Below are 17848 nucleotides of genomic sequence, written 5' to 3' on the forward strand. Positions count from 1 at the left end.
GAGCGTTTCTTGGCCTTAGCACCTCACATAACGGCGTTTGAAACCAATTCTGTCTTTTTCTACTTCTTTCATAATGCTTTCATAAGCAGCTAGCTGTTGATCTTTTTTATTTTCACGTTTAACAATCACCGGGCCGATTGTTGCTGCAATCTCTTTTGCTTTATCATGTAACGGTTTATAAGATACACCGACCGTATAAACAAAATTATTCATCGCCGCTTTGGCACGTTCGGGCGCTTCATGTATAATTTCCGCTACCTCCTCTAACATTTCCGCGATTTTTTCTGTCTCAAATTCGTGATCTTTACGACTTCCAAGTAACCAACAGTAACAACTATAGCCTGCTGACATCCGTAATTCGTCTCCAGAATGAATCCATTTATCCGCTACTTCCTGGGCAATATCCGATTCTGACAAAGTAACTGACACAACATTATCTGCCAACATATAAAAATACGCTTGATCCATCCAGCGGTCATAATCTTCGACACTCATCGCGTTAGGTTCTGCAATCATCCCTGCAAAATACATAACATCATAATTTCCCGTTGCATATAATGCTTCCGCTAAGCTTTGATTTATTTTAACTTGTTTCGACAAAGGTTTCATTGCACCAGTTGCACAACCAAACACTGGTTCTTTGGCACCATTGTTCATATACATTTTTTTAAGACGTTCTTTACCTAAACGTTCCAATTCAGAAATTACTGTAGCTGCGTCTACCATTTACGTCACTCCTACCCTTCGGTTCACCTTAACTTTCTAACGATAAACTAATGTTTAAGGTGTTTTTCTAATTTTATTATAATCTAGTCCGTCGCTTTAAGCCAATTAGTATTGACAAAAATTCATCCTTAGGTCCGTACTATTCAGTCGATAAATGGCGTACAATCTAAGAAAGACAATTAAACCTTTTAGGAGGAAATTATTTATGAGTTTCTTAGGAAATATCATTTGGTTAATATTTGGTGGGTTGCTAAGCGCCATTGCTTGGACCTTTGTTGGTATCTTATGGTCTGTGACTATTGTTGGTCTTCCCATTGGATTACAATGTTTTAAAATCGCTCGCTTGAGTTTATCACCTTTCGGTAAACATGTAGAACACAACAGCAACGCTAGGTCATTGCTACTTAATATTCTATGGTTAATTTTCGGCGGTATCGAATTAGCGATTGGTCATTTAATCGTTGGCCTTGTATTATGTTTAACAGTCGTTGGTATTCCGTTCGGAAAACAATTTTTCAAACTAGCTCACCTATCTCTGGTTCCTTTCGGGGCCACTATTCGTCGTAGTAAAAGCCTTTATCTAACAGTAAATTAACAATAAAAATAAGCCGAAAGCATCTCGTGACCTCATGGATTACAACTGCTTTCGGCTTATTTATTTAGGCAAGCTAATCAGTAGAAGGACCGCTAAGTATTAATGGCCTTAGCTAGTCACTTCGCGCAGCCATGTTTTCATGCGTTCTTTCAATTGAGAAAGTTCTCTTCGCGTGGAATTGCCCTTTGGTTCACTCAGTTGCTTTTCATATAATGGGCTTAAATTTAACGGATGTCTCGCCATAAATTCCCTGCCGGCAGCTATAATCTCAGCCGCATGCCCAAATGAAAATGTTGACTGAGTCAACTCAAATTGCAAAACGACATCAGCCGCCTTAATCGAATGATCGATTTGTTGAGACATCATGAAATTCATTGCCCGTAAAACAACTTCATTCGATTTCAAAGCCGGTCCCTCGTAAGTTTTACGCTTGATTCCGATTGAGACGACGAATTCCGTTTGCGCTCGGTCAAATAATACGACCGGCGAATTCATTAGCACACCGCCGTCTACCAATTGATAATCGCCAATTGTCACTGGTTGAATCATGAGTGGATAAGCACTCGAAGCGAGGCAGGCCTCTAAAACACTCACGTCCCCTTCATAAAACTCCCACTGGATGCCATCTCGCTCTTGAGCAAAATAATCTTTTCGATTAGTAAATACCAGGATTTTCCCACTGATAATATCAACCGTCGGAATGGCGATTGGCATAGGGAGTTCAGACAACATAATTCCTCGATAAAGTTCATGTAAAGGACTCACGGCTTCTGCTAGTCGCTGCGAGAGGACTAATCCTGTCGACTGATTGACAGTCAATAAGTTCAACCAAATCGATCGCTTCTTGAATAGATCACTGTCATCCAGCACCCTATCCGTTTTTATAATTAATTGTTCGAGTTCAACCACCGACAAGCCATAAGCTACACCGGCAGCCAAAAAAGCGCCCATCGATGTACCAGTTACTGCTGAAATTTTTACACTTTTCTCATTCAATGCTTCTAAAGTAGCCAATTCGGCAAAACTTTTTGCACCGCCACCCGCAAAACTGATACCTACACTTTTTTGTTTTAATTTTACTGTTATTGCCATACAATCACCTCATTCCTCTCTATTTTACCCTATTCTTATAAACTAAAAACCAACTTAAGACTGAACTAAACACACCCACTTACTTGAAGTGGGTGTGTTTAGGGGATCATTATTTACTTTTACTTAGAAAGCAGCTCTGGGTATAGTACGCTAATGGCTTTTTGGTCATTCAACAATGGACTATCGTTCGTCAATTCTGATTTCACTTTGGCCACATGGCGCAAGAAGATAGCCAGAAGTAACGCCGTCACAGCTGTCGCAATAAAGTAAGACACTTGCATTTCTAGTCCAAAACCTATTTGTTCGGTCAATAGATATAAAACAACCATGTATAGCATGAAGATGCCAGGGATTAGTGTCACCCAGAAGTTTCGGGATTTATATATCAAGTAAGCTGTTGAAACAAAGAGCGCAATCACTGCTGTTGCTTGGTTTGCCCAGTTAAAATAGCGCCATAGAATATTAAAATCAATAAACATTAAAGCGGTACTGATGGCAATAATTGGAATAGTGATGGCAAAACGATTACGCAATGGTTTTTGTTCCATTTTAATATAGTCAGCAATAATCATCCGTAAACTACGAAAAGCTGTATCTCCTGAAGTAATTGGTAAAACAATCACCCCTAGAATGGCAATCGTTCCACCGATTGGTCCAAGTAATCTCATTGAAATATCACTAACGGCAGCTGAAGCTGTTCCCGTTTTAATAATTTCACTCAAATCGACACGGTCAAATAAAGCCATAGCCGCCGCAGCCCAAATCATCGCAATAATTCCTTCTGTAATCATTGCACCATAAAATACCCAACGGCCTTGACCTTCTTTTTGGATTGTACGTGAAATGATTGGACTTTGTGTCGCATGGAAACCTGACATGGCCCCACAAGAAATAGTAAAGAAGATGCCTGGAATGATTGATGCTCCTGCAGGATGCATATTCTGTAAAGAAATTTCTGGTACATTAACAATATTCCCACTTGTCACTAAGGTCACTAAAACACCTACGCACGATAACAGTAAGATTGCCCCAAAAATTGGGTAAATTCTACCAATAATTTTATCGATCGGTAGAATGGTTGAAAGAAAATAATAAACAAAAATAATAACAATCCAGAACCACCGACCCATAAAGCTCGGCGTTAAGTTTGCCAAGAGCGAAGCTGGAGAGGTGACGAAAACGGTCCCCACTAACAGTAGTAATAAAGAAGCGAAAACGTTCACAATATGTTTCATAGAATTACCTAAATATTTTCCTGCTAATGCGGGCAAATGATCGCCATTGTTTCTCAAGGAAATCATCCCTAAATAATAATCATGAACAGCTCCTGCAAATATATTCCCAATAACAATCCAAATAAAGGCGACTGGCCCATATAAAGCACCCATAATTGGTCCGAATATCGGTCCAGTTCCAGCAATATTCAGCAATTGAATCAGCCAGTTTTTCTGTTCTGACATCGGCACAAAATCACTACCATCTTCTAGCACATAGGCTGGTGTTTCTCTTTCAACTTCTACACCAAAGTTTCTAACAATGACTTGAGAATACAATACATAGCCCAAAATAAGCATGACAACTCCACCAATAAATGACAACAATCTTAACACTCCTTTTAATTTTACATTTACTTATGAAACATCTCATGAGTAAATCATAGCACCTCTTCTGTTATATAACAACAAGGAAAAGAAGAGGTGAGAAAGCGCCATCAATATATTCGATCTGTTTTTTTATAGACTTTCTCGATATTGTCAAGCTTTACGCAAGCACACTTCAATCGCACTCTGTATTAAAACAGTTTGTTTGTGAAAGGTATCCCGATGAAAAATACTTAAAATTTCATGTATTTTTTATAATAAAAAAACAACCTTCCGAAGAAGATTGTTGTTAGTCAATTATTTCTTTCTGTCGTCTTTATCAAAGGCGTCTTTAACGCCTTCAACCGCACCATCGATACTTTCTTTCACATCACTGACAAATTCTTTAGCTTTACCTGCTGCTTGTTCTGATTTGCCTTCTGCTTCTGTTCGTTTATCTCCAGTTGCTTTACCGACTGTTTCTTTGACCTTACCTGATGCTTGGTCTAGTTTTGCATCGAATTTTTCTTCTGACATTAAAATCGCCTCTTTCTATTTATATTAGGTTATTACATTTATTATAATAAGCATTAAAAAGATACGCAAACAAAAAGCCTCCCGCGTAGTTTATGCGCCAGAGACAATTTGTTCATAATGAGTGCGTCTTTTAGTGGAGGTTGTCAAACAACTCCGTTTTCTTAACATCTTCAATTGTTTGTGTTCCAGCTAATTGCATCACACGGATTAAGTCTTTTTCGAAGTACTCTAATACTGAACGAACACCTTTCCAGCCACCTAATGCTAAACCATATAATACAGGACGACCTAAAGCGATAATGTCCGCACCACTCGCTAAAGCTTTAAAGATATGCTCTCCACGACGCACACCTGAGTCAAAGACAATTGGCACACGACCAGCCACTGCTTTAGCGATGCCCTCTAATGTTTCGAACGAACCGGGCGCACCATCCAATTGACGACCACCATGATTAGATACCCAAATTCCGTCAGCACCTGCTCCGATTGCTAATAACGCATCATCAGGTGATTGGATTCCTTTAACAAAGACGGGTAAACCAGAATAGTCTTTTAAGAATTTCACGTCATCTCGAGAAATTTTCTGTTTAGATTGAGCGTAGATGTTGTTTAATGACATGTTTTCACCTGATCCCGTTAAATAACGAGAAACGATTGGCATACCGAATGGGTAGACGAATTTATTACGGATATCCGTTTCACGATTTCCACTTAATGTTGCATCTGCTGTTAAAATAATCGCTGTGGCACCGTCTGCTTTAGCTTCATCAATGATATTCTTGTTGAACTCATCATCTTTACTCATGTAAATTTGGAACCAACGTGGACTACCGTTTAGCCCCTCTTCGATTTCTTCAAATTTAGCACCTGAGTAGGCACTAATTGACATGATTGTTCCGAATTCTGAAACACCTTTAGCTGTTCCAGCTTCTTTCGTTTCATGTGCTAAACCATGAGCAGCGATTGGCGCCATAATAAAAGGCACTTTAATTTCATGTTCGAAAATTTTAGTTGATGTATCAGGATATTCAACGTCTGATAAGACACGTGGTAAGATACCTTTGGCATCCCAAGCTTTAGTATTTTGACGTAATGTATATTCGTCCCCGGAACCACCCGAGACATAACCAAAACCGCCGTTAGGCATTACTTCACGTGCTCTATCTTCTAATTCATAAGTATTAATCACTTCAATATCTTGAATCACCGTTGGGGCTGCGTATAATTTTTTTTCTGACATAATAAATTTCCCTCCAAACTTTTATTCACTACTGTTTATTCATTACGGTTTATAAAGTAACTTGTTTTAACCAAAGAGTAAATTGATGATTGGTTGAGCGAATGGTGCAAGAATAACGATGGTAATGCCTGTCACAACGATTGATAAACTAGCCATCGCTCCTTGAACTTCCCCCATTTCAATCGCTTTAGATGTTCCCATCGCATGAGCTGAAGACCCCATTGCGACACCTTGAGCCACTGGATCTGTAATACCGGTCCATCTCATAATCGTCGGTCCAATAACCGCTCCAATAATACCTGTAAATACGACGACCGCAACTGTTAGGGAAACGTGACCACCTAATGATTCAGATACACCAATTGCAATGGCTGTTGTAATTGATTTAGGAAATAGTGTGCCCACCATTGCTAAGTCAAACTTGAATAGGATGCCGAATATACCAATCATCAAGGTATGTAAGATAACACCTGAAAAGATACCTAATAGAATTGCTTTGACGTTTTTTTGTAAATAGATTATATTCTTTTCCAACTTAATCGCCAAACTTACAGTTGCTGGTGTGACGAAAATCGCAATCACCTTGCCGCCTGCTTCATAAGTCTCATAAGGGATCTTTGCGACTAACAATAGAATGATAATCATCACAATTGAGAATAACAACGGGTTAAACAGTGGAATTGGTAGGCGTTTATATATTTGAGCGGCTAACACATAAAAGCCAATAGTTAAGCTTAGCCATAAATACGCACTGTCCATTAATGTATTTAACACACTACTCCTCCCCGCTTTCTATTTTTTCACCTTTGTACATAAGCGTTTGTACTAACTTACCTACAAATATCATCATTAAGATGGTGGTTACAAACATGATAATCAAAAGCTGTAACCAAGAACTTGCTAATACATCAAAATTTGTCATCAAGCCTACTCCAGCTGGAACAAATAGAATCGCCATATTATCTGTTAGCCACGTGCCTACTTCATCAACTTGGCTCATTTTTAGCACATTATAGTGTAAAGCCAAGAACAATAGGACCATTCCAATTACACTAGCAGGTATTGCGACAAAGGGTGCAATAAGCACCGACACAAATTCACCTAATAGAGAAAATAGAATTATCCAGAACAATTGCATGATCATCTTCACGACTATCTCTCCTAATAATCTTTAATTTTCAAAAACATTCGAAAGCGCTTTTCCTTAATTGCATAATAGCACAGAAACGTTCGACTGTTTAATATTGACTGCTTATGTTATGATAAATATTATTTATACCCCACCTAACGTCATTTGATTTATTTATGTTATAGTGCTCACAAAAGCGCGTTGATCATTCGATTTATCATTGTCATGACAGTAGTGGTGTTTTCAAAGAATGCTTGTCTATTCATTAAATTAAATATGTCATGACACAATCAGATTGATTGATATAGACTTTGTATATTATTTATCAAGGAGGAAAAAATTGTATGAATATTCAAGACTTAACTTACTTCAAACATTTGTCAGAAAGCTTAAGCTTCACGGCAACTGCGGAACATTTTTTTGTTTCCCAGCCTTCTATTTCGATGGCTCTTAAACGTTTAGAAGAAGAATTAGATGCTAAATTAATTGATCGACGCAAGTCGTTGCGACGGATAAAATTGACTTCTGCTGGAGATATTCTCTATAAAAGTGCCTCTGAAGTCTTAAATATTCTTGAAACAACCAAGCAAACAATTAATGATGCCCGTTCTGAAACCATTTATTTGGGTTACTTGCCAACAATCGGCAGTCGCTTTCTGCCTGTCTATTTGACAGAAATTGGTGACAATGCGAAATTACTTCGATTAGTTGAAGAAGAAAGTTCTGACGCAATGTACAAGATGGTTCAACAAGAGAAAGTTCCTCTAGCGATTGTGGGACATGATAGCGAGTGTTTGGAAGATTCCCATATTGATCAGATTCCGATTACGGCTCATGATGTTTCTTTATGGGTGTCGCCTAGTCATCCTTTTGCTAGTCGTGAATCAGTCAGCATTGAGGATGTACGCGAGAGTGTCTTCATTTCACTATCTGAAGGCTATTCTCATCAGCGGATTTTTGATAAATGGGCCACAGAAAACAAGATTGCTGAAAATAGTATTATTTACGCAAAAGAGATTAAAACCTTGCAGACAATTGCCCAGTCAACTGACTTTATCGCTTTTATGTCAGAAATTTTAGTCAGTCGAGATACACCACTTATTAAAGTCCGTTTAGAAAATGCTCCTAAATTTTATATCAGTTTAATAATTAATAACCACCGGGAGAACTCCTTAGCTCAACAAGACTTTAATGAGAAGGTGATTACTTTAACGAGGAACATTTTAACCGATCACGCGGCATTGAATTCCAACTAGGGCTGGTCTTTTCAAGAAACAGCTTATCGAAACTTTTTTGGTGGTTTCCGAGAAGCTTTTTGTGCGCGATTGACTGCGTTTGGTATCCGTTTATAGGCGCTTGGTGAACTTTCTTGCTTCGTAATTTTGCTGGGCAAATTATTGTCCTATTTTTGCAGTGTTTGTTTAGGTATTTGTTTGATTTTCGATTATAATGTAGTCAAGACTATTACGGTTTATCATATTATTAAAGGAGCAATTTATGTTATTTCCCATCACTTTACTTGTTTTGTTTACGCTTTTAAACGGGTTTTTCTCTGGTTCAGAGATGGCGTTTATTACTGCAAATCAGAATAAGTTAGAAAAAAAGGCTCAAGCAGGCAGCGCGAAGGCGAAGTTGGCCCTCAAGTTGTACCATAATCAAGACCGGGTCTTAGCTGTCGTGCAAGTGGCAATTACGCTAATCGGAACGTTGAATGCATCGTTTGCAACGAGTGGTTTGTCGCGGTTTTTAGCCCCTTACATTGGGGACCAAGGTGCGTCTTTAGTGATTTCTTTGCTTGTGACGTTGTTAACGTTGATTTTTGGTGAATTGTTGCCCAAGTCAATTGGTCAAGCGATTCCAGAGCAATATTCGACTTTTTCGGCACGGATTTTAAATGTGATCTATACAGTCTTCAAGCCGGTTGTTTGGTTTTTGACTAAGACTTTAGCATTTTTCCAAGCTTTATTACCGATTGATTTTTCTAACCAAGATGAAAAATTAACCTTCTCGAATATCAAGGAGATTGTAATTCGCGGGGGGCAAGAAGGTGCTTTGGAAACGGAAGAAGTTGGGATGATGCAAGGTGTCCTGATGTTGAATCGTCGTTCAGTTCGCGAGGTGATGGTGCCTCGTAGTCAGTCGATGATGATTGATATCGATACAGATGCTGAGACGATTCATGAATTAATTGTGAATTCAGTTTACTCTCGTATTCCAGTCTATCAAGATGATAAAGATAACATCCTTGGTGTACTGCTTGTGAAGGATTATTTGCGTGCGAGTGTCTTAGTGGGTGATTTTCGCCAGGTAGACATTAAGGATTTAGCCCATGATCCCTTGAAGATTCCTGAAACTTTATTATTGGATGATTTATTTTCTCAAATTCAACAGACGAGCAATCATATTGCCATTGTTAAGGATGAGTATGGTCAAACGGTAGGTTTGGTTACTTTAGAGGATATTATTGAAGAGATTGTTGGTGAAATTTACGATGAACATGATATTGTCCTACATGATGACAGGGTTAATCAAGTAGATGAATCGACTTGGTTGGTGAATGGCTTAATGAATATCAATGATTTCAACGAGAAATTTGGGACGATTATTACGAGTAACGAAGTTGACACGATTGGTGGTTACTTTACCTTTAAGTCTGAAATTATTCCGAGCCAAGATACGCTCGACACAGTTTTAGAGGTTGAATCTTATCGTTTAATATTGACTCAAACGAATGAAGCGACAGCCACTCAACTGAGAGTTGAAAAGTTGACTCAAGACATCAAGAACTTAATGGAATAAAATAAAAAAAGCCCTATGGGCTTTTTTTATTTGGCTGGTGAAAGTCGTACGTGCGGCTGGCTGTGGTATAGTGCGGTTGTGGAGTGGTGGCAGCGGTTTGTCTCCTTTAGTTGCCCATCAATTGTGGCACCGGTTTAATGGCGGACATTTTACAGTGGATTCAGCGCGCTAACTGATTACCACATCATCATCAACTTCTGCTTCTGTTTCTTCAAGCTGACTATTTATTTATCAGTCAGTACTGTCACTCCCTCCGCAATTCCATACAACAAAAGCACTTGGACGGCTGAATGTAATGTTCCTTAAGTAGACACTAAAACAGTAATCTTCTAAAGGGGAACATCTCAAGACGCTACCAAGTGCTTTTCTTTAATGTTTAAACGTTAATGTATCCAGACCCACTAGGCGGGGTGCTTTCGCTTCAAATAATGTCACCTCTTGAATATCAAACTCAAGCAAAAGTGCTTTCAGTTGGTCGAACGCTAGTTGATAATCTGCCACCTCATGAGCATCAGAGCCTAAAGTAAACAATCGCCCTCCCAAATCCTTATAAAGTGGAATCGCCCAACGGTACAAAGCTAATTTATCATATTTATAAATGCTTTTGCTATTGAGTTCAAAGGCGATATTCTGGGAGATACAACGTTTAAAGACCTCAGTCAATTGGTCGCCGTACCGTTCAATAATCCATTCTGTCGACACATCATGCACACGAAAACCGTAATCAAAATGCGCTAGTATTTGCACATCGGGAAGCTCTTGAAGTGCTTCTAACAATTGCGCTACATACTGATCCATCCTCTCAATCGGTTCATCGAGTTTGTCCGAATGTTTGGCTGTGTCCATGTAGTCATAAACGAGATTATGATGGCAACTTAGCAACTGAATATCAAAGTCATAAGAGGCCAGAAACTCGCGTAAACGTTGGCCTTGTCCCGGTGCATAACCTACTTCTACCCCTAACAACAATTGACTCCCATACTCTTTAGAAAACGTCTCTTGCCAAGCTAAGGTTTGCTCAAAATTAGGAATATCATCTTGACCTTTTGAGACTGGATTATCCAAATCTAAATGTTCTGTAAAAGTCAGCACTTCTAGGCCCAGTTTGGCATAATCCCAAGGACTGGCTTCACTATCGAAAGACAATTGGGTATGACAATGTTGATCGTAAAACCGCATATGACTGACTCTCCCTCTATGTGATGACTTACCATTCGTTAATGCCTTGACGAATCGAATACTCTTGCGGCAGCCCATGACGCTCAGCTAATTTGGCTTCGACATTTTTCAATTGAACACCTTGTGCTTGCAAGAGAACTAAAAAGTGATAAAGTAAGTCACTGCTTTCGTCAATCAGCTCCTCTTTATCCTTATTTTTAGCTGCCAACACCACTTCGGTCATTTCCTCGCCACATTTTTTTAAGATTTTGTCTAACCCTTCGTCAATTAAATACTTCGTGTAAGACCCCTCTTGAGGATTGGCTATTTTAGCCGCAATCGTCTGTTCAAGGATGGCTAAATTAAAGGACTGATCGCCGAAACAACTCTGTGTACCAGTATGACACGTTGGACCCAAAGGTTTCACTCGCACCAGTAAAGTATCTTGGTCACAGTCGACGTCGATTGACACGACTTCTTGAATGTGACCGCTCGATTCACCCTTCTTCCATAGACGTTCTTTCGAACGCGAGTAAAACCAAGCGACCCCTTCTTCACGTGTCTTATCATAAGCTTCCTGATTCATGTAGCCTAACATCAAGACTTGACCGGTACGATCATCTTGTAAGATTGCCGGCACCAAACCCTCGCCTTTTTCAAAGTTAATGCTCTTCAAGAGATTATTCAGCCCCTTTTACAGATAAGGCATCTTTCACATCTTGAATTGATAATTCATCACGGTGGAAAATTGAAGCAGCTAAGCCACCTTCAACGCCAGTTTTATCGAATAAGTCGACAAAGTCTTGAGCATTTCCTGCTCCACCACTTGCGATGATTGGGATGTTCACTAATTCTTTGGCTTGTTTTAAGAAGTCGACGTCAAAGCCGTTTTTTACGCCATCATGATCGATACTTGTAATCAGTAGTCGCCCGGCCCCTCGTGTTTCACATTCTTTGATCCAATCGAAGGCTTTGATGTCTACTTGTCTTTGACCACCGTGTGTATAGATAAAGTAATCACCTTTTTCTTCATCAAAAGAAATATCCACGGCAATTGTTAAGCGTTCGGAACCGTATTTAGCAGCAATATCATTAATTAAGTCTGGATTACGTACAGCTGCCGAGTTCATAGCGACCGAGTGAGCACCCGCGGTTAAAGCTAATTCAACTTCATCAAGTGAAGCTATGCCGCCCCCCACTGTCACAGGGATGTTTGTGACTGCAATGATTTCTTTCACCATATCTGTACGCATTTGTAATTCATCGATTGTTCGCGCAATATCCAATACCACTAACTCATCCGCACCAGCGTCTGAATATTTCTTTGCATATGTGATCGGATCTCCTAAATGTTGCATGTTTAAGAAATTGATCCCTTTTACTAATTGACCGTGTCTTGTATCTAAACAAGGTATAATTTTTTCCATATTACTCGAGTCCTTTCCAGAATTCATCATTTTGAGCAGCTTTACCAACGATAGCCTCTGTTACACCAGCTGCTGCCAATTCGCTTAAGTCTGCTTGATTTCTTACCCCACCACTCGCCACGACTAAATGACGCGTTGACTGTTGAAGTTGTGCAGTCCGTTCGACATTTGGACCAGCTTCCATACCGTCACGATTGATATCCGTATAAATAATTCCTGCAAGATCTAATGCTTCAATTTCTGCCATATACTCAATTAATTGTCGACCACTCTTCTCCTTCCAACCGTTCACGTAAATATCCTCACCGCGGGCATCCAAGCCTACAAAGACTCGCTTAGGATACAAGTCAACGACTGATTTTAACCAGTCGACGTCAAGAATCGCACGTGAACCAAGAATGAAATAATCTATCTTCATTTTATCATATTTTGCAATAGTTTGGTGATTTCTTAAGCCACCACCAATTTCTAATGGTAAATCAGTCAACTGTTTAATCTCTTGAATAATCAAAGACTCAACTGCCTCTTGTTGTAAAGCCCCCATTAAATCCACCACATGAATCCGGGCCACTTGCGGGAATTGACTGTAATAAGCCACCGCTTCTTGTGGCGTTTTGGGCATTAATATTTTATCCTCGTAATCCCCCTGTGTTAAACGGACACTCTGCCCCTCAATTAAATCAATCGCTGGAATAATCTTCACCTTATGACCTCCTCTTTTTTGTTTACAAGACCAGAGCTTACGCAATCAGCCCTTTAGATGAAGGCACGCCGCCTTCTCTGGGTTCCAAAGCCATCTTCAACGCACGTGCGAACCCTTTAAAAACCGCTTCAATCTCGTGATGCGTATTGCCTGTTTTCAACAAATCGATATGCAAAGTCATGCGAGCATTCATCGCCACCGCATTGAAAAACTCCTCAACCAACTCTGTATCAAAAGACCCCACCGTATCCTTGCTAAATTCTGCATTGAAACTCAAATGTGGACGCCCTGACAAATCCAAAACGACGCGAGCCAAAGACTCATCCATCGGCAAATAAAAGCTCCCGTAACGCTGATAACTTGGCAAACTACGATATAAATCACGTAACAACTCACCTAAGACAATCCCAATATCTTCAACCGTATGATGATCATCCACCTCTGTATCACCTTGAGCCTCAACACTAAAAGCCAAACCCGAATGAAAATTAAATAAGGTCAACATATGATTCAAAAAACCAACACCTGTTTCAACCTTGGCCTCCGCCTGTTCAAGCTTCGAACCCAAAGCTAAAGCACAACGCAACTGCGTCTCAAGTGTTATACGTTCCTTCTTAAACAAATTGCTCCCTCCATTCTAATAACAAAGCCTTAAATTCCGGATACAAGGCTAAATCCATAATCGAATATCGTACCACATCTTTCAAAAGCGGCACGTCATACATCCGAGCCACAAAGCCACGTTCTTCGAGAAATTTACCTAAACGCTTCGCTTTAACTCCATAAGTGAAAACAAAGTTACAATTTGTTTCCTTCACCGTCACCAAATCACTGACGCAGTGTAAAGTCTCGACTAAAGCCAATTGACAAGCCCTTTGGTAAGTCAGCCACTCTTCCAAGCGCTCGCGCTCTTCGAACAGGGCGCTCGCAATGTTCAACGCCAAGTTGTTGACAGGGTAGGGGTGATTTATTTTTGTGAGCCGCTCAAACGTCTCACCTTTGGCGATCGCAATTCCCAATCGCAGTCCTGCTAAGCCAAATATTTTGCTCAGAGTTCTCACAATGATGACGTTCTCGTTTTCAGGACGTGTATAGTCACTACCAAATTCAATGTAGGCTTCGTCAATCACGAAGTGGCCCCCGATGGCATCCATTTCGTCAGCTAGGCGCTGCAGAAATTCTGGCGCAAATTGTTCGCCAGTTGGGTTTTGTGGATTGGATACAAATAAAACCGATGGCTTTTTCTCATGAAGCGCGTCAACAATTTTTTCGAGCGAAAATTTGAACTGCTCGTCGCAAGAGACTTGCCAGAATGGCCGATCAAGTTGCTGGGCATACTCTTGATACATAAAGAAATCTGGGTCAATCGTCAACACGCCACCTGCCCCAAACTGGATCATAATCTTCTGTAGCCAATCATCCGAGCCGTTCGCCAATTCAATTTGAGCTGGTTCCAACTGATTATAGTCCGCATACAGTTGTTTAAAGCGGCCAAGTTCTGCCTCGGGGTAAAGGTGAATATTAGTCTTAAGGATAATCTCTTGTAATTGCTGGTCCGTTAAAGGGCGCGTCGGACTGGTGTTACGGTTAATCATGTAAGTCATTTACTTTCTTCCCTTCTGATACTAATCGATCGTTGGTGGCAGTCGAGTCCTTCGGCAGCCGCAAGACGCTCAGCTGCTGGCGCAATGTGTCGAAAAGTCTGTTCGTGCAAATTAATAATCGCATGGCTCGTTCTAAAATCATTCGCATTAAGACCGTGGTTAAAGCGCGCATTGCGATTAGTCGGCAACACATGCGAAGGGCCGGCAATATAATCACCAATCGCTTCCATCGAATAGTAGCCCTTGAACACCGCACCTGCATACGCAACTGCTTCGGCTATGGCGTCTTCATCGCGGTGCTGGATTGAAACATGCTCTGCACCAATATAATTGAGCGCTTCGAGTAACTGCTCGCGCTTATCGACCACTTGGTAGTGATTATTTTGAAGTGAGGCTTCGATAATCGCCGCTCGTTTTTGGTGTGGTAATAACTCTTGTAGTCTTTGTTCAATTACCTCAACGTAGCTAGCCGATTCGCTAAAGAGGAAGGTTCGGGCATTAGCATCGTGTTCCGCTTGGGCAAAAATATCGTAGACAACCGCATCAACCGGTGCAGTCTCATCGACATACAATAAAATTTCGCTCGGTCCCGCAATACTGTCGATTCCGACATCGCCAAAAACTAAGCGTTTGGCCATTGCGACATAGGCATTACCAGGTCCACAGATTAAATCGACTTTCAAAATGCTCTCGGTTCCATAAGCTAAAGCCGCAATAGCTTGCGCGCCACCGACACGGTAAACATGTTCCGTTACACCACATAAATAAAGAGCCGCAAAAGTTATGCTTGTGTCTTGAAAGACCGGTGTTGTTACCACGATTTCTTCGACGCCTGCCACTAAAGCGGGGACGATTGTCATCAAAACGCTGGACGGGTATAGGGCTGTTCCGCCGGGCACATAGACACCGACCCTTTCAATTGGACGGTAAACATAGCTAAGTTCCTCGCCTATATTATCTTGATAAAGCACTCGTTTTTCATATGCTTCAATCCTTTCTTTGGTTAACTTCAGAGCTGCCTGTAAATCATCGTCTAGGGCATCCCAGCTATCTTTGAGTTGTTGGGGCGTGACTTTTAATTGACTTTGGCTCAAGTTTTGGTGGTCAAAACGTTGCGTATAGTCAATTAAGGCTTGATCCCCTTTCTCAATGACGTCATCCAGAATATTTTGAACGTCTAACATTTGCTTGATAGTTGAACGCTTCGCTCGTGCGGTTTGTTGTTGGAACTGGGCGATAAATGCTTGGGCTTTCATTAAACCACTCCAATCTCTTCCATAAATTGATACAAGTCTGTTTCTTTTAAGTAAAATGCTTGCTTGTTGGCAATCAGACGCGCTTGTACGGTCATGATTGTATGGTATTCACGTAGGTTATTTTCCTTCAAGGTCGAGCCTGTTTGAACGATATCTACAATGGCATCCGCTAAACCTAAGATTGGCGCCAGTTCGACTGAACCATTTAAGTGAATCAAACGCACATCTTGACGCTGTTGGTTAAAGTATTGCTGGCTAATATTCGTGAAGCTTGTCGCCACTACTCTTATGTTCTTTTCACTTTGCTGGTCAGGACCTGCAATCGCTAAGCGACATTTACCAAAAGGTAATTGCGATACATTCAGCACATTGAAACGATTTTCCGTAATTATATCCAATCCGACAATACCTAAATCCGCAATGCCTTGTTCGACATAGGTCGGCACATCTGTTCCTTTAGCAAAAATAAATTTCACATTCCCTACGTTTCTAAATAAGTAGCGTCCTTCTTCCTTTAGTGCTTGTGCATAGTCTGTGAGTTCGCGGGCTTCTAGAAATTTGATAAAATCTTTAAACAGACGTCCTTTTGAAAGTGCCACTGTTATCATAAAAGTCCTCCCTTAGATAAGTTAATACCGATACCAAACGCTCCTTCAGCATACTGGCCACCCGATAATATGGGGGTATTCTCGCTGAGGAAAGCTTGAAAGTAAAAGCCATTATAATAACTTTGCGGTGAACGAAACGATAAGTCTAAGACAAATCGCGTACCACTTTCTTGCATTTTTTCTTTCAATTGATGAATCATCTTCATTTCTTGACAGTTTCCAAACAGTTCGTTGACCCTATCAAACTGTTGACTGACCGGTGCTTTCATCAACTGGTATAAAGGATGTTTGTCGCCCAATTGGTCTTTCAAAGTCGATAAATTCTTGTCGACAACGAGTTGTTTGACGTTTTCACCGAGCTGATAGTGTTTGATACAGCGATCTAATAATTCATCATTATTGACAACCAATACCGTAAAATCTGACTTACTAACGTTCGCCACAAACTCCAAATGCAGCTCAATACTCGCCAACATTTCATCCAGTGTCGGACGAAAGAGTTCGACTCCTGCTTGGTTTTGCGTTTGAAACTCACGCAGAACCGGACCAAAATAAGCAAATTTTTGTTGGGACAATTGGAAACTCTGATTGTAGTTCAGTATACTGCGCGTCCAGTCGCTCCTTAAGGCAAATAGTTGTTGGTTTCTTTCAAAGACAATGCTGTCAGGATGAATGTTTTTGGTCTCGATTTGAAACGGTTCGACCATATTTAAATCGATAAGTTGATAGCCTTCATTTGCTAGCAGCTGCATATAGCGAGAGACTAGTTGAATCTGCTTTAAAATCATTTGATTATCCATTGCTTCTTTCCTTTCTGTCCTTTTCTAATAAAAAAAAGCCCTCCAATCCATTCGGATTAAAGGACGTCGAGACGTGATTCCACCTTCATTCGTTGCTTTCTCACAATCGCAACCTCAGCGAGTATAAAACTCCAGTGATAACGGAACTACCGCAATGACTCGTGCCTGGCTGTGTTTTCATAGGCTTTGATGCTTTGCTTTCCAGCTACCGCAAATTCTCTTTCATCAAAGGACCTATCTATTTGTCCAAACTTCATTAGAAACTTTACATAAATCTTATCTAATTCTAATTTGAAAGTCAATAACTATCGGCCGGTTTGGTAAGATAATTTTAAGAATACTGATTTGATGGGGTTTGGTGGGGTTTGGTGGATTTTGTGTTGTTTTAATATATCCAATGGATAATGAACACTCATTCAGCTTTATTTTTTAAGATTGCTTCTAATTGTCCCACTCGGAGTTTGAGTGGGACAATTAAAACTCTAATGTGACCACTCAGATCGCGAGTGGGATAATTAAAATCAGATTCTCTGGTAAAATTAAATTCACCGAATTATTCACCATCTTTGGACACTTTTTCTAAGCGAACTCTCA

19 protein-coding genes are annotated in these 17848 nt (G+C 40.3%); 3 read left to right on the forward strand and 16 right to left on the reverse strand.

Annotation, left to right across the window (positions count from 1 at the left end; genetic code table 11):
• Positions 1 to 15: 15 nt before the first annotated feature.
• Positions 16 to 726 (reverse strand): DNA alkylation repair protein, encoded by a 711-nt coding sequence (locus ACTQ5J_RS10130; RefSeq protein WP_441752656.1) that lies wholly within the window; start codon positions 724 to 726, stop codon positions 16 to 18.
• Positions 727 to 931: 205 nt separating this feature from the next.
• Here ACTQ5J_RS10130 and ACTQ5J_RS10135 point away from each other — a divergent pair, with 205 nt between their 5' ends.
• Positions 932 to 1321, forward strand: coding sequence for a YccF domain-containing protein (locus tag ACTQ5J_RS10135; protein WP_441752657.1), 390 nt, complete (start codon positions 932 to 934; stop codon positions 1319 to 1321).
• A 108-nt stretch (positions 1322 to 1429) separates the two neighbouring features.
• Here the strand turns inward: ACTQ5J_RS10135 and ACTQ5J_RS10140 are convergent, their stop codons facing one another.
• From ACTQ5J_RS10140 to ACTQ5J_RS10165, 6 genes are all read right to left on the reverse strand, one after another.
• The gene (locus tag ACTQ5J_RS10140) at positions 1430 to 2413 is read right to left on the reverse strand and encodes a patatin-like phospholipase family protein (RefSeq protein ID WP_441752658.1); all 984 of its coding nucleotides are present in this window, start codon (positions 2411 to 2413) and stop codon (positions 1430 to 1432) included.
• Between the two features lie 119 nt (positions 2414 to 2532).
• On the reverse strand, positions 2533 to 4023 hold the full coding sequence (locus tag ACTQ5J_RS10145; RefSeq protein WP_441752659.1) for a carbon starvation CstA family protein: 1491 nt from the start codon (positions 4021 to 4023) through the stop codon (positions 2533 to 2535).
• Positions 4024 to 4311: 288 nt separating this feature from the next.
• The gene (locus ACTQ5J_RS10150) at positions 4312 to 4530 is read right to left on the reverse strand and encodes a CsbD family protein (RefSeq protein ID WP_441752660.1); all 219 of its coding nucleotides are present in this window, start codon (positions 4528 to 4530) and stop codon (positions 4312 to 4314) included.
• A 130-nt stretch (positions 4531 to 4660) separates the two neighbouring features.
• Positions 4661 to 5770, reverse strand: coding sequence for a lactate oxidase (locus tag ACTQ5J_RS10155; protein ID WP_441752662.1), 1110 nt, complete (start codon positions 5768 to 5770; stop codon positions 4661 to 4663).
• Between the two features lie 66 nt (positions 5771 to 5836).
• On the reverse strand, positions 5837 to 6544 hold the full coding sequence (locus ACTQ5J_RS10160; RefSeq protein ID WP_441752664.1) for an LrgB family protein: 708 nt from the start codon (positions 6542 to 6544) through the stop codon (positions 5837 to 5839).
• Position 6545: 1 nt separating this feature from the next.
• Positions 6546 to 6914, reverse strand: a complete 369-nt coding sequence (locus ACTQ5J_RS10165) for a CidA/LrgA family protein (RefSeq protein WP_441752694.1) — start codon at positions 6912 to 6914, stop codon at positions 6546 to 6548.
• A gap of 329 nt (positions 6915 to 7243) precedes the next feature.
• Between ACTQ5J_RS10165 and ACTQ5J_RS10170 the strand changes: the two genes are divergently transcribed.
• Together ACTQ5J_RS10170 and ACTQ5J_RS10175 are read left to right on the forward strand one after the other, a co-directional pair.
• Positions 7244 to 8155, forward strand: a complete 912-nt coding sequence (locus ACTQ5J_RS10170; RefSeq protein ID WP_441752665.1) for a LysR family transcriptional regulator — start codon at positions 7244 to 7246, stop codon at positions 8153 to 8155.
• A 241-nt stretch (positions 8156 to 8396) separates the two neighbouring features.
• Complete coding sequence (locus tag ACTQ5J_RS10175; RefSeq protein WP_441752666.1) at positions 8397 to 9698, forward strand: hemolysin family protein; 1302 nt, start codon at positions 8397 to 8399, stop codon at positions 9696 to 9698.
• Between the two features lie 369 nt (positions 9699 to 10067).
• Here ACTQ5J_RS10175 and ACTQ5J_RS10180 read toward each other — a convergent pair whose 3' ends face one another.
• From ACTQ5J_RS10180 to ACTQ5J_RS10220, 9 genes are read right to left on the reverse strand one after another with little or no spacing between them, the layout of a single operon-like run.
• Entirely contained in the window at positions 10068 to 10877 is an 810-nt protein-coding gene (locus ACTQ5J_RS10180) for a PHP domain-containing protein (RefSeq protein WP_441752668.1), read from the reverse strand.
• A 28-nt stretch (positions 10878 to 10905) separates the two neighbouring features.
• Positions 10906 to 11532: a bifunctional phosphoribosyl-AMP cyclohydrolase/phosphoribosyl-ATP diphosphatase HisIE gene (gene hisIE, locus ACTQ5J_RS10185; protein WP_441752670.1), complete on the reverse strand. Its 627-nt coding sequence runs from the start codon at positions 11530 to 11532 to the stop codon at positions 10906 to 10908.
• A gap of 4 nt (positions 11533 to 11536) precedes the next feature.
• Positions 11537 to 12283, reverse strand: coding sequence for an imidazole glycerol phosphate synthase subunit HisF (hisF, locus tag ACTQ5J_RS10190; RefSeq protein WP_441752672.1), 747 nt, complete (start codon positions 12281 to 12283; stop codon positions 11537 to 11539).
• Position 12284: 1 nt separating this feature from the next.
• The gene (locus ACTQ5J_RS10195) at positions 12285 to 12986 is read right to left on the reverse strand and encodes a HisA/HisF-related TIM barrel protein (RefSeq protein ID WP_441752674.1); all 702 of its coding nucleotides are present in this window, start codon (positions 12984 to 12986) and stop codon (positions 12285 to 12287) included.
• A 37-nt stretch (positions 12987 to 13023) separates the two neighbouring features.
• Positions 13024 to 13608, reverse strand: coding sequence for an imidazoleglycerol-phosphate dehydratase HisB (gene hisB, locus ACTQ5J_RS10200; RefSeq protein WP_441752676.1), 585 nt, complete (start codon positions 13606 to 13608; stop codon positions 13024 to 13026).
• Entirely contained in the window at positions 13601 to 14590 is a 990-nt protein-coding gene (locus ACTQ5J_RS10205; protein WP_441752678.1) for an aminotransferase class I/II-fold pyridoxal phosphate-dependent enzyme, read from the reverse strand. Before ACTQ5J_RS10205 ends, hisB begins: the two co-directional genes overlap by 8 nt.
• On the reverse strand, positions 14587 to 15846 hold the full coding sequence (gene hisD, locus ACTQ5J_RS10210; RefSeq protein WP_441752680.1) for a histidinol dehydrogenase: 1260 nt from the start codon (positions 15844 to 15846) through the stop codon (positions 14587 to 14589). Before hisD ends, ACTQ5J_RS10205 begins: the two co-directional genes overlap by 4 nt.
• A complete protein-coding gene (gene hisG / locus ACTQ5J_RS10215; RefSeq protein ID WP_441752682.1) occupies positions 15846 to 16454 on the reverse strand; it encodes an ATP phosphoribosyltransferase in 609 nt (202 codons plus the stop codon). Before hisG ends, hisD begins: the two co-directional genes overlap by 1 nt.
• Complete coding sequence (locus ACTQ5J_RS10220; protein WP_441752683.1) at positions 16451 to 17254, reverse strand: ATP phosphoribosyltransferase regulatory subunit; 804 nt, start codon at positions 17252 to 17254, stop codon at positions 16451 to 16453. The genes hisG and ACTQ5J_RS10220 overlap by 4 nt, the downstream gene beginning before the upstream one ends.
• Between the last annotated feature and the right edge of the window lie 594 nt (positions 17255 to 17848).

It is taken from the genome of Fundicoccus sp. Sow4_F4 (assembly GCF_052116145.1).
In the GTDB taxonomy this organism is placed as follows: Bacteria; Bacillota; Bacilli; order Lactobacillales; family Aerococcaceae; genus Fundicoccus.

Excerpts from the sequence above, each read along its gene's own strand:
- hisG (WP_441752682.1), bottom strand. The coding sequence starts at position 16,454 with ATGATAACAGTGGCACTTTCAAAAGGACGTCTGTTTAAAGATTTTATC.
- ACTQ5J_RS10205 (WP_441752678.1), bottom strand. The coding sequence starts at position 14,590 with ATGACTTACATGATTAACCGTAACACCAGTCCGACGCGCCCTTTAACG.
- ACTQ5J_RS10135 (WP_441752657.1), top strand. The coding sequence starts at position 932 with ATGAGTTTCTTAGGAAATATCATTTGGTTAATATTTGGTGGGTTGCTA.
- ACTQ5J_RS10155 (WP_441752662.1), bottom strand. The coding sequence starts at position 5,770 with ATGTCAGAAAAAAAATTATACGCAGCCCCAACGGTGATTCAAGATATT.
- ACTQ5J_RS10165 (WP_441752694.1), bottom strand. The coding sequence starts at position 6,914 with ATGATCATGCAATTGTTCTGGATAATTCTATTTTCTCTATTAGGTGAA.
- hisF (WP_441752672.1), bottom strand. The coding sequence starts at position 12,283 with ATGGAAAAAATTATACCTTGTTTAGATACAAGACACGGTCAATTAGTA.
- ACTQ5J_RS10175 (WP_441752666.1), top strand. The coding sequence starts at position 8,397 with ATGTTATTTCCCATCACTTTACTTGTTTTGTTTACGCTTTTAAACGGG.
- ACTQ5J_RS10220 (WP_441752683.1), bottom strand. The coding sequence starts at position 17,254 with ATGGATAATCAAATGATTTTAAAGCAGATTCAACTAGTCTCTCGCTAT.
- ACTQ5J_RS10140 (WP_441752658.1), bottom strand. The coding sequence starts at position 2,413 with ATGGCAATAACAGTAAAATTAAAACAAAAAAGTGTAGGTATCAGTTTT.
- hisD (WP_441752680.1), bottom strand. The coding sequence starts at position 15,846 with ATGAAAGCCCAAGCATTTATCGCCCAGTTCCAACAACAAACCGCACGA.
- ACTQ5J_RS10180 (WP_441752668.1), bottom strand. The coding sequence starts at position 10,877 with ATGCGGTTTTACGATCAACATTGTCATACCCAATTGTCTTTCGATAGT.
- ACTQ5J_RS10150 (WP_441752660.1), bottom strand. The coding sequence starts at position 4,530 with ATGTCAGAAGAAAAATTCGATGCAAAACTAGACCAAGCATCAGGTAAG.
- ACTQ5J_RS10170 (WP_441752665.1), top strand. The coding sequence starts at position 7,244 with ATGAATATTCAAGACTTAACTTACTTCAAACATTTGTCAGAAAGCTTA.
- ACTQ5J_RS10130 (WP_441752656.1), bottom strand. The coding sequence starts at position 726 with ATGGTAGACGCAGCTACAGTAATTTCTGAATTGGAACGTTTAGGTAAA.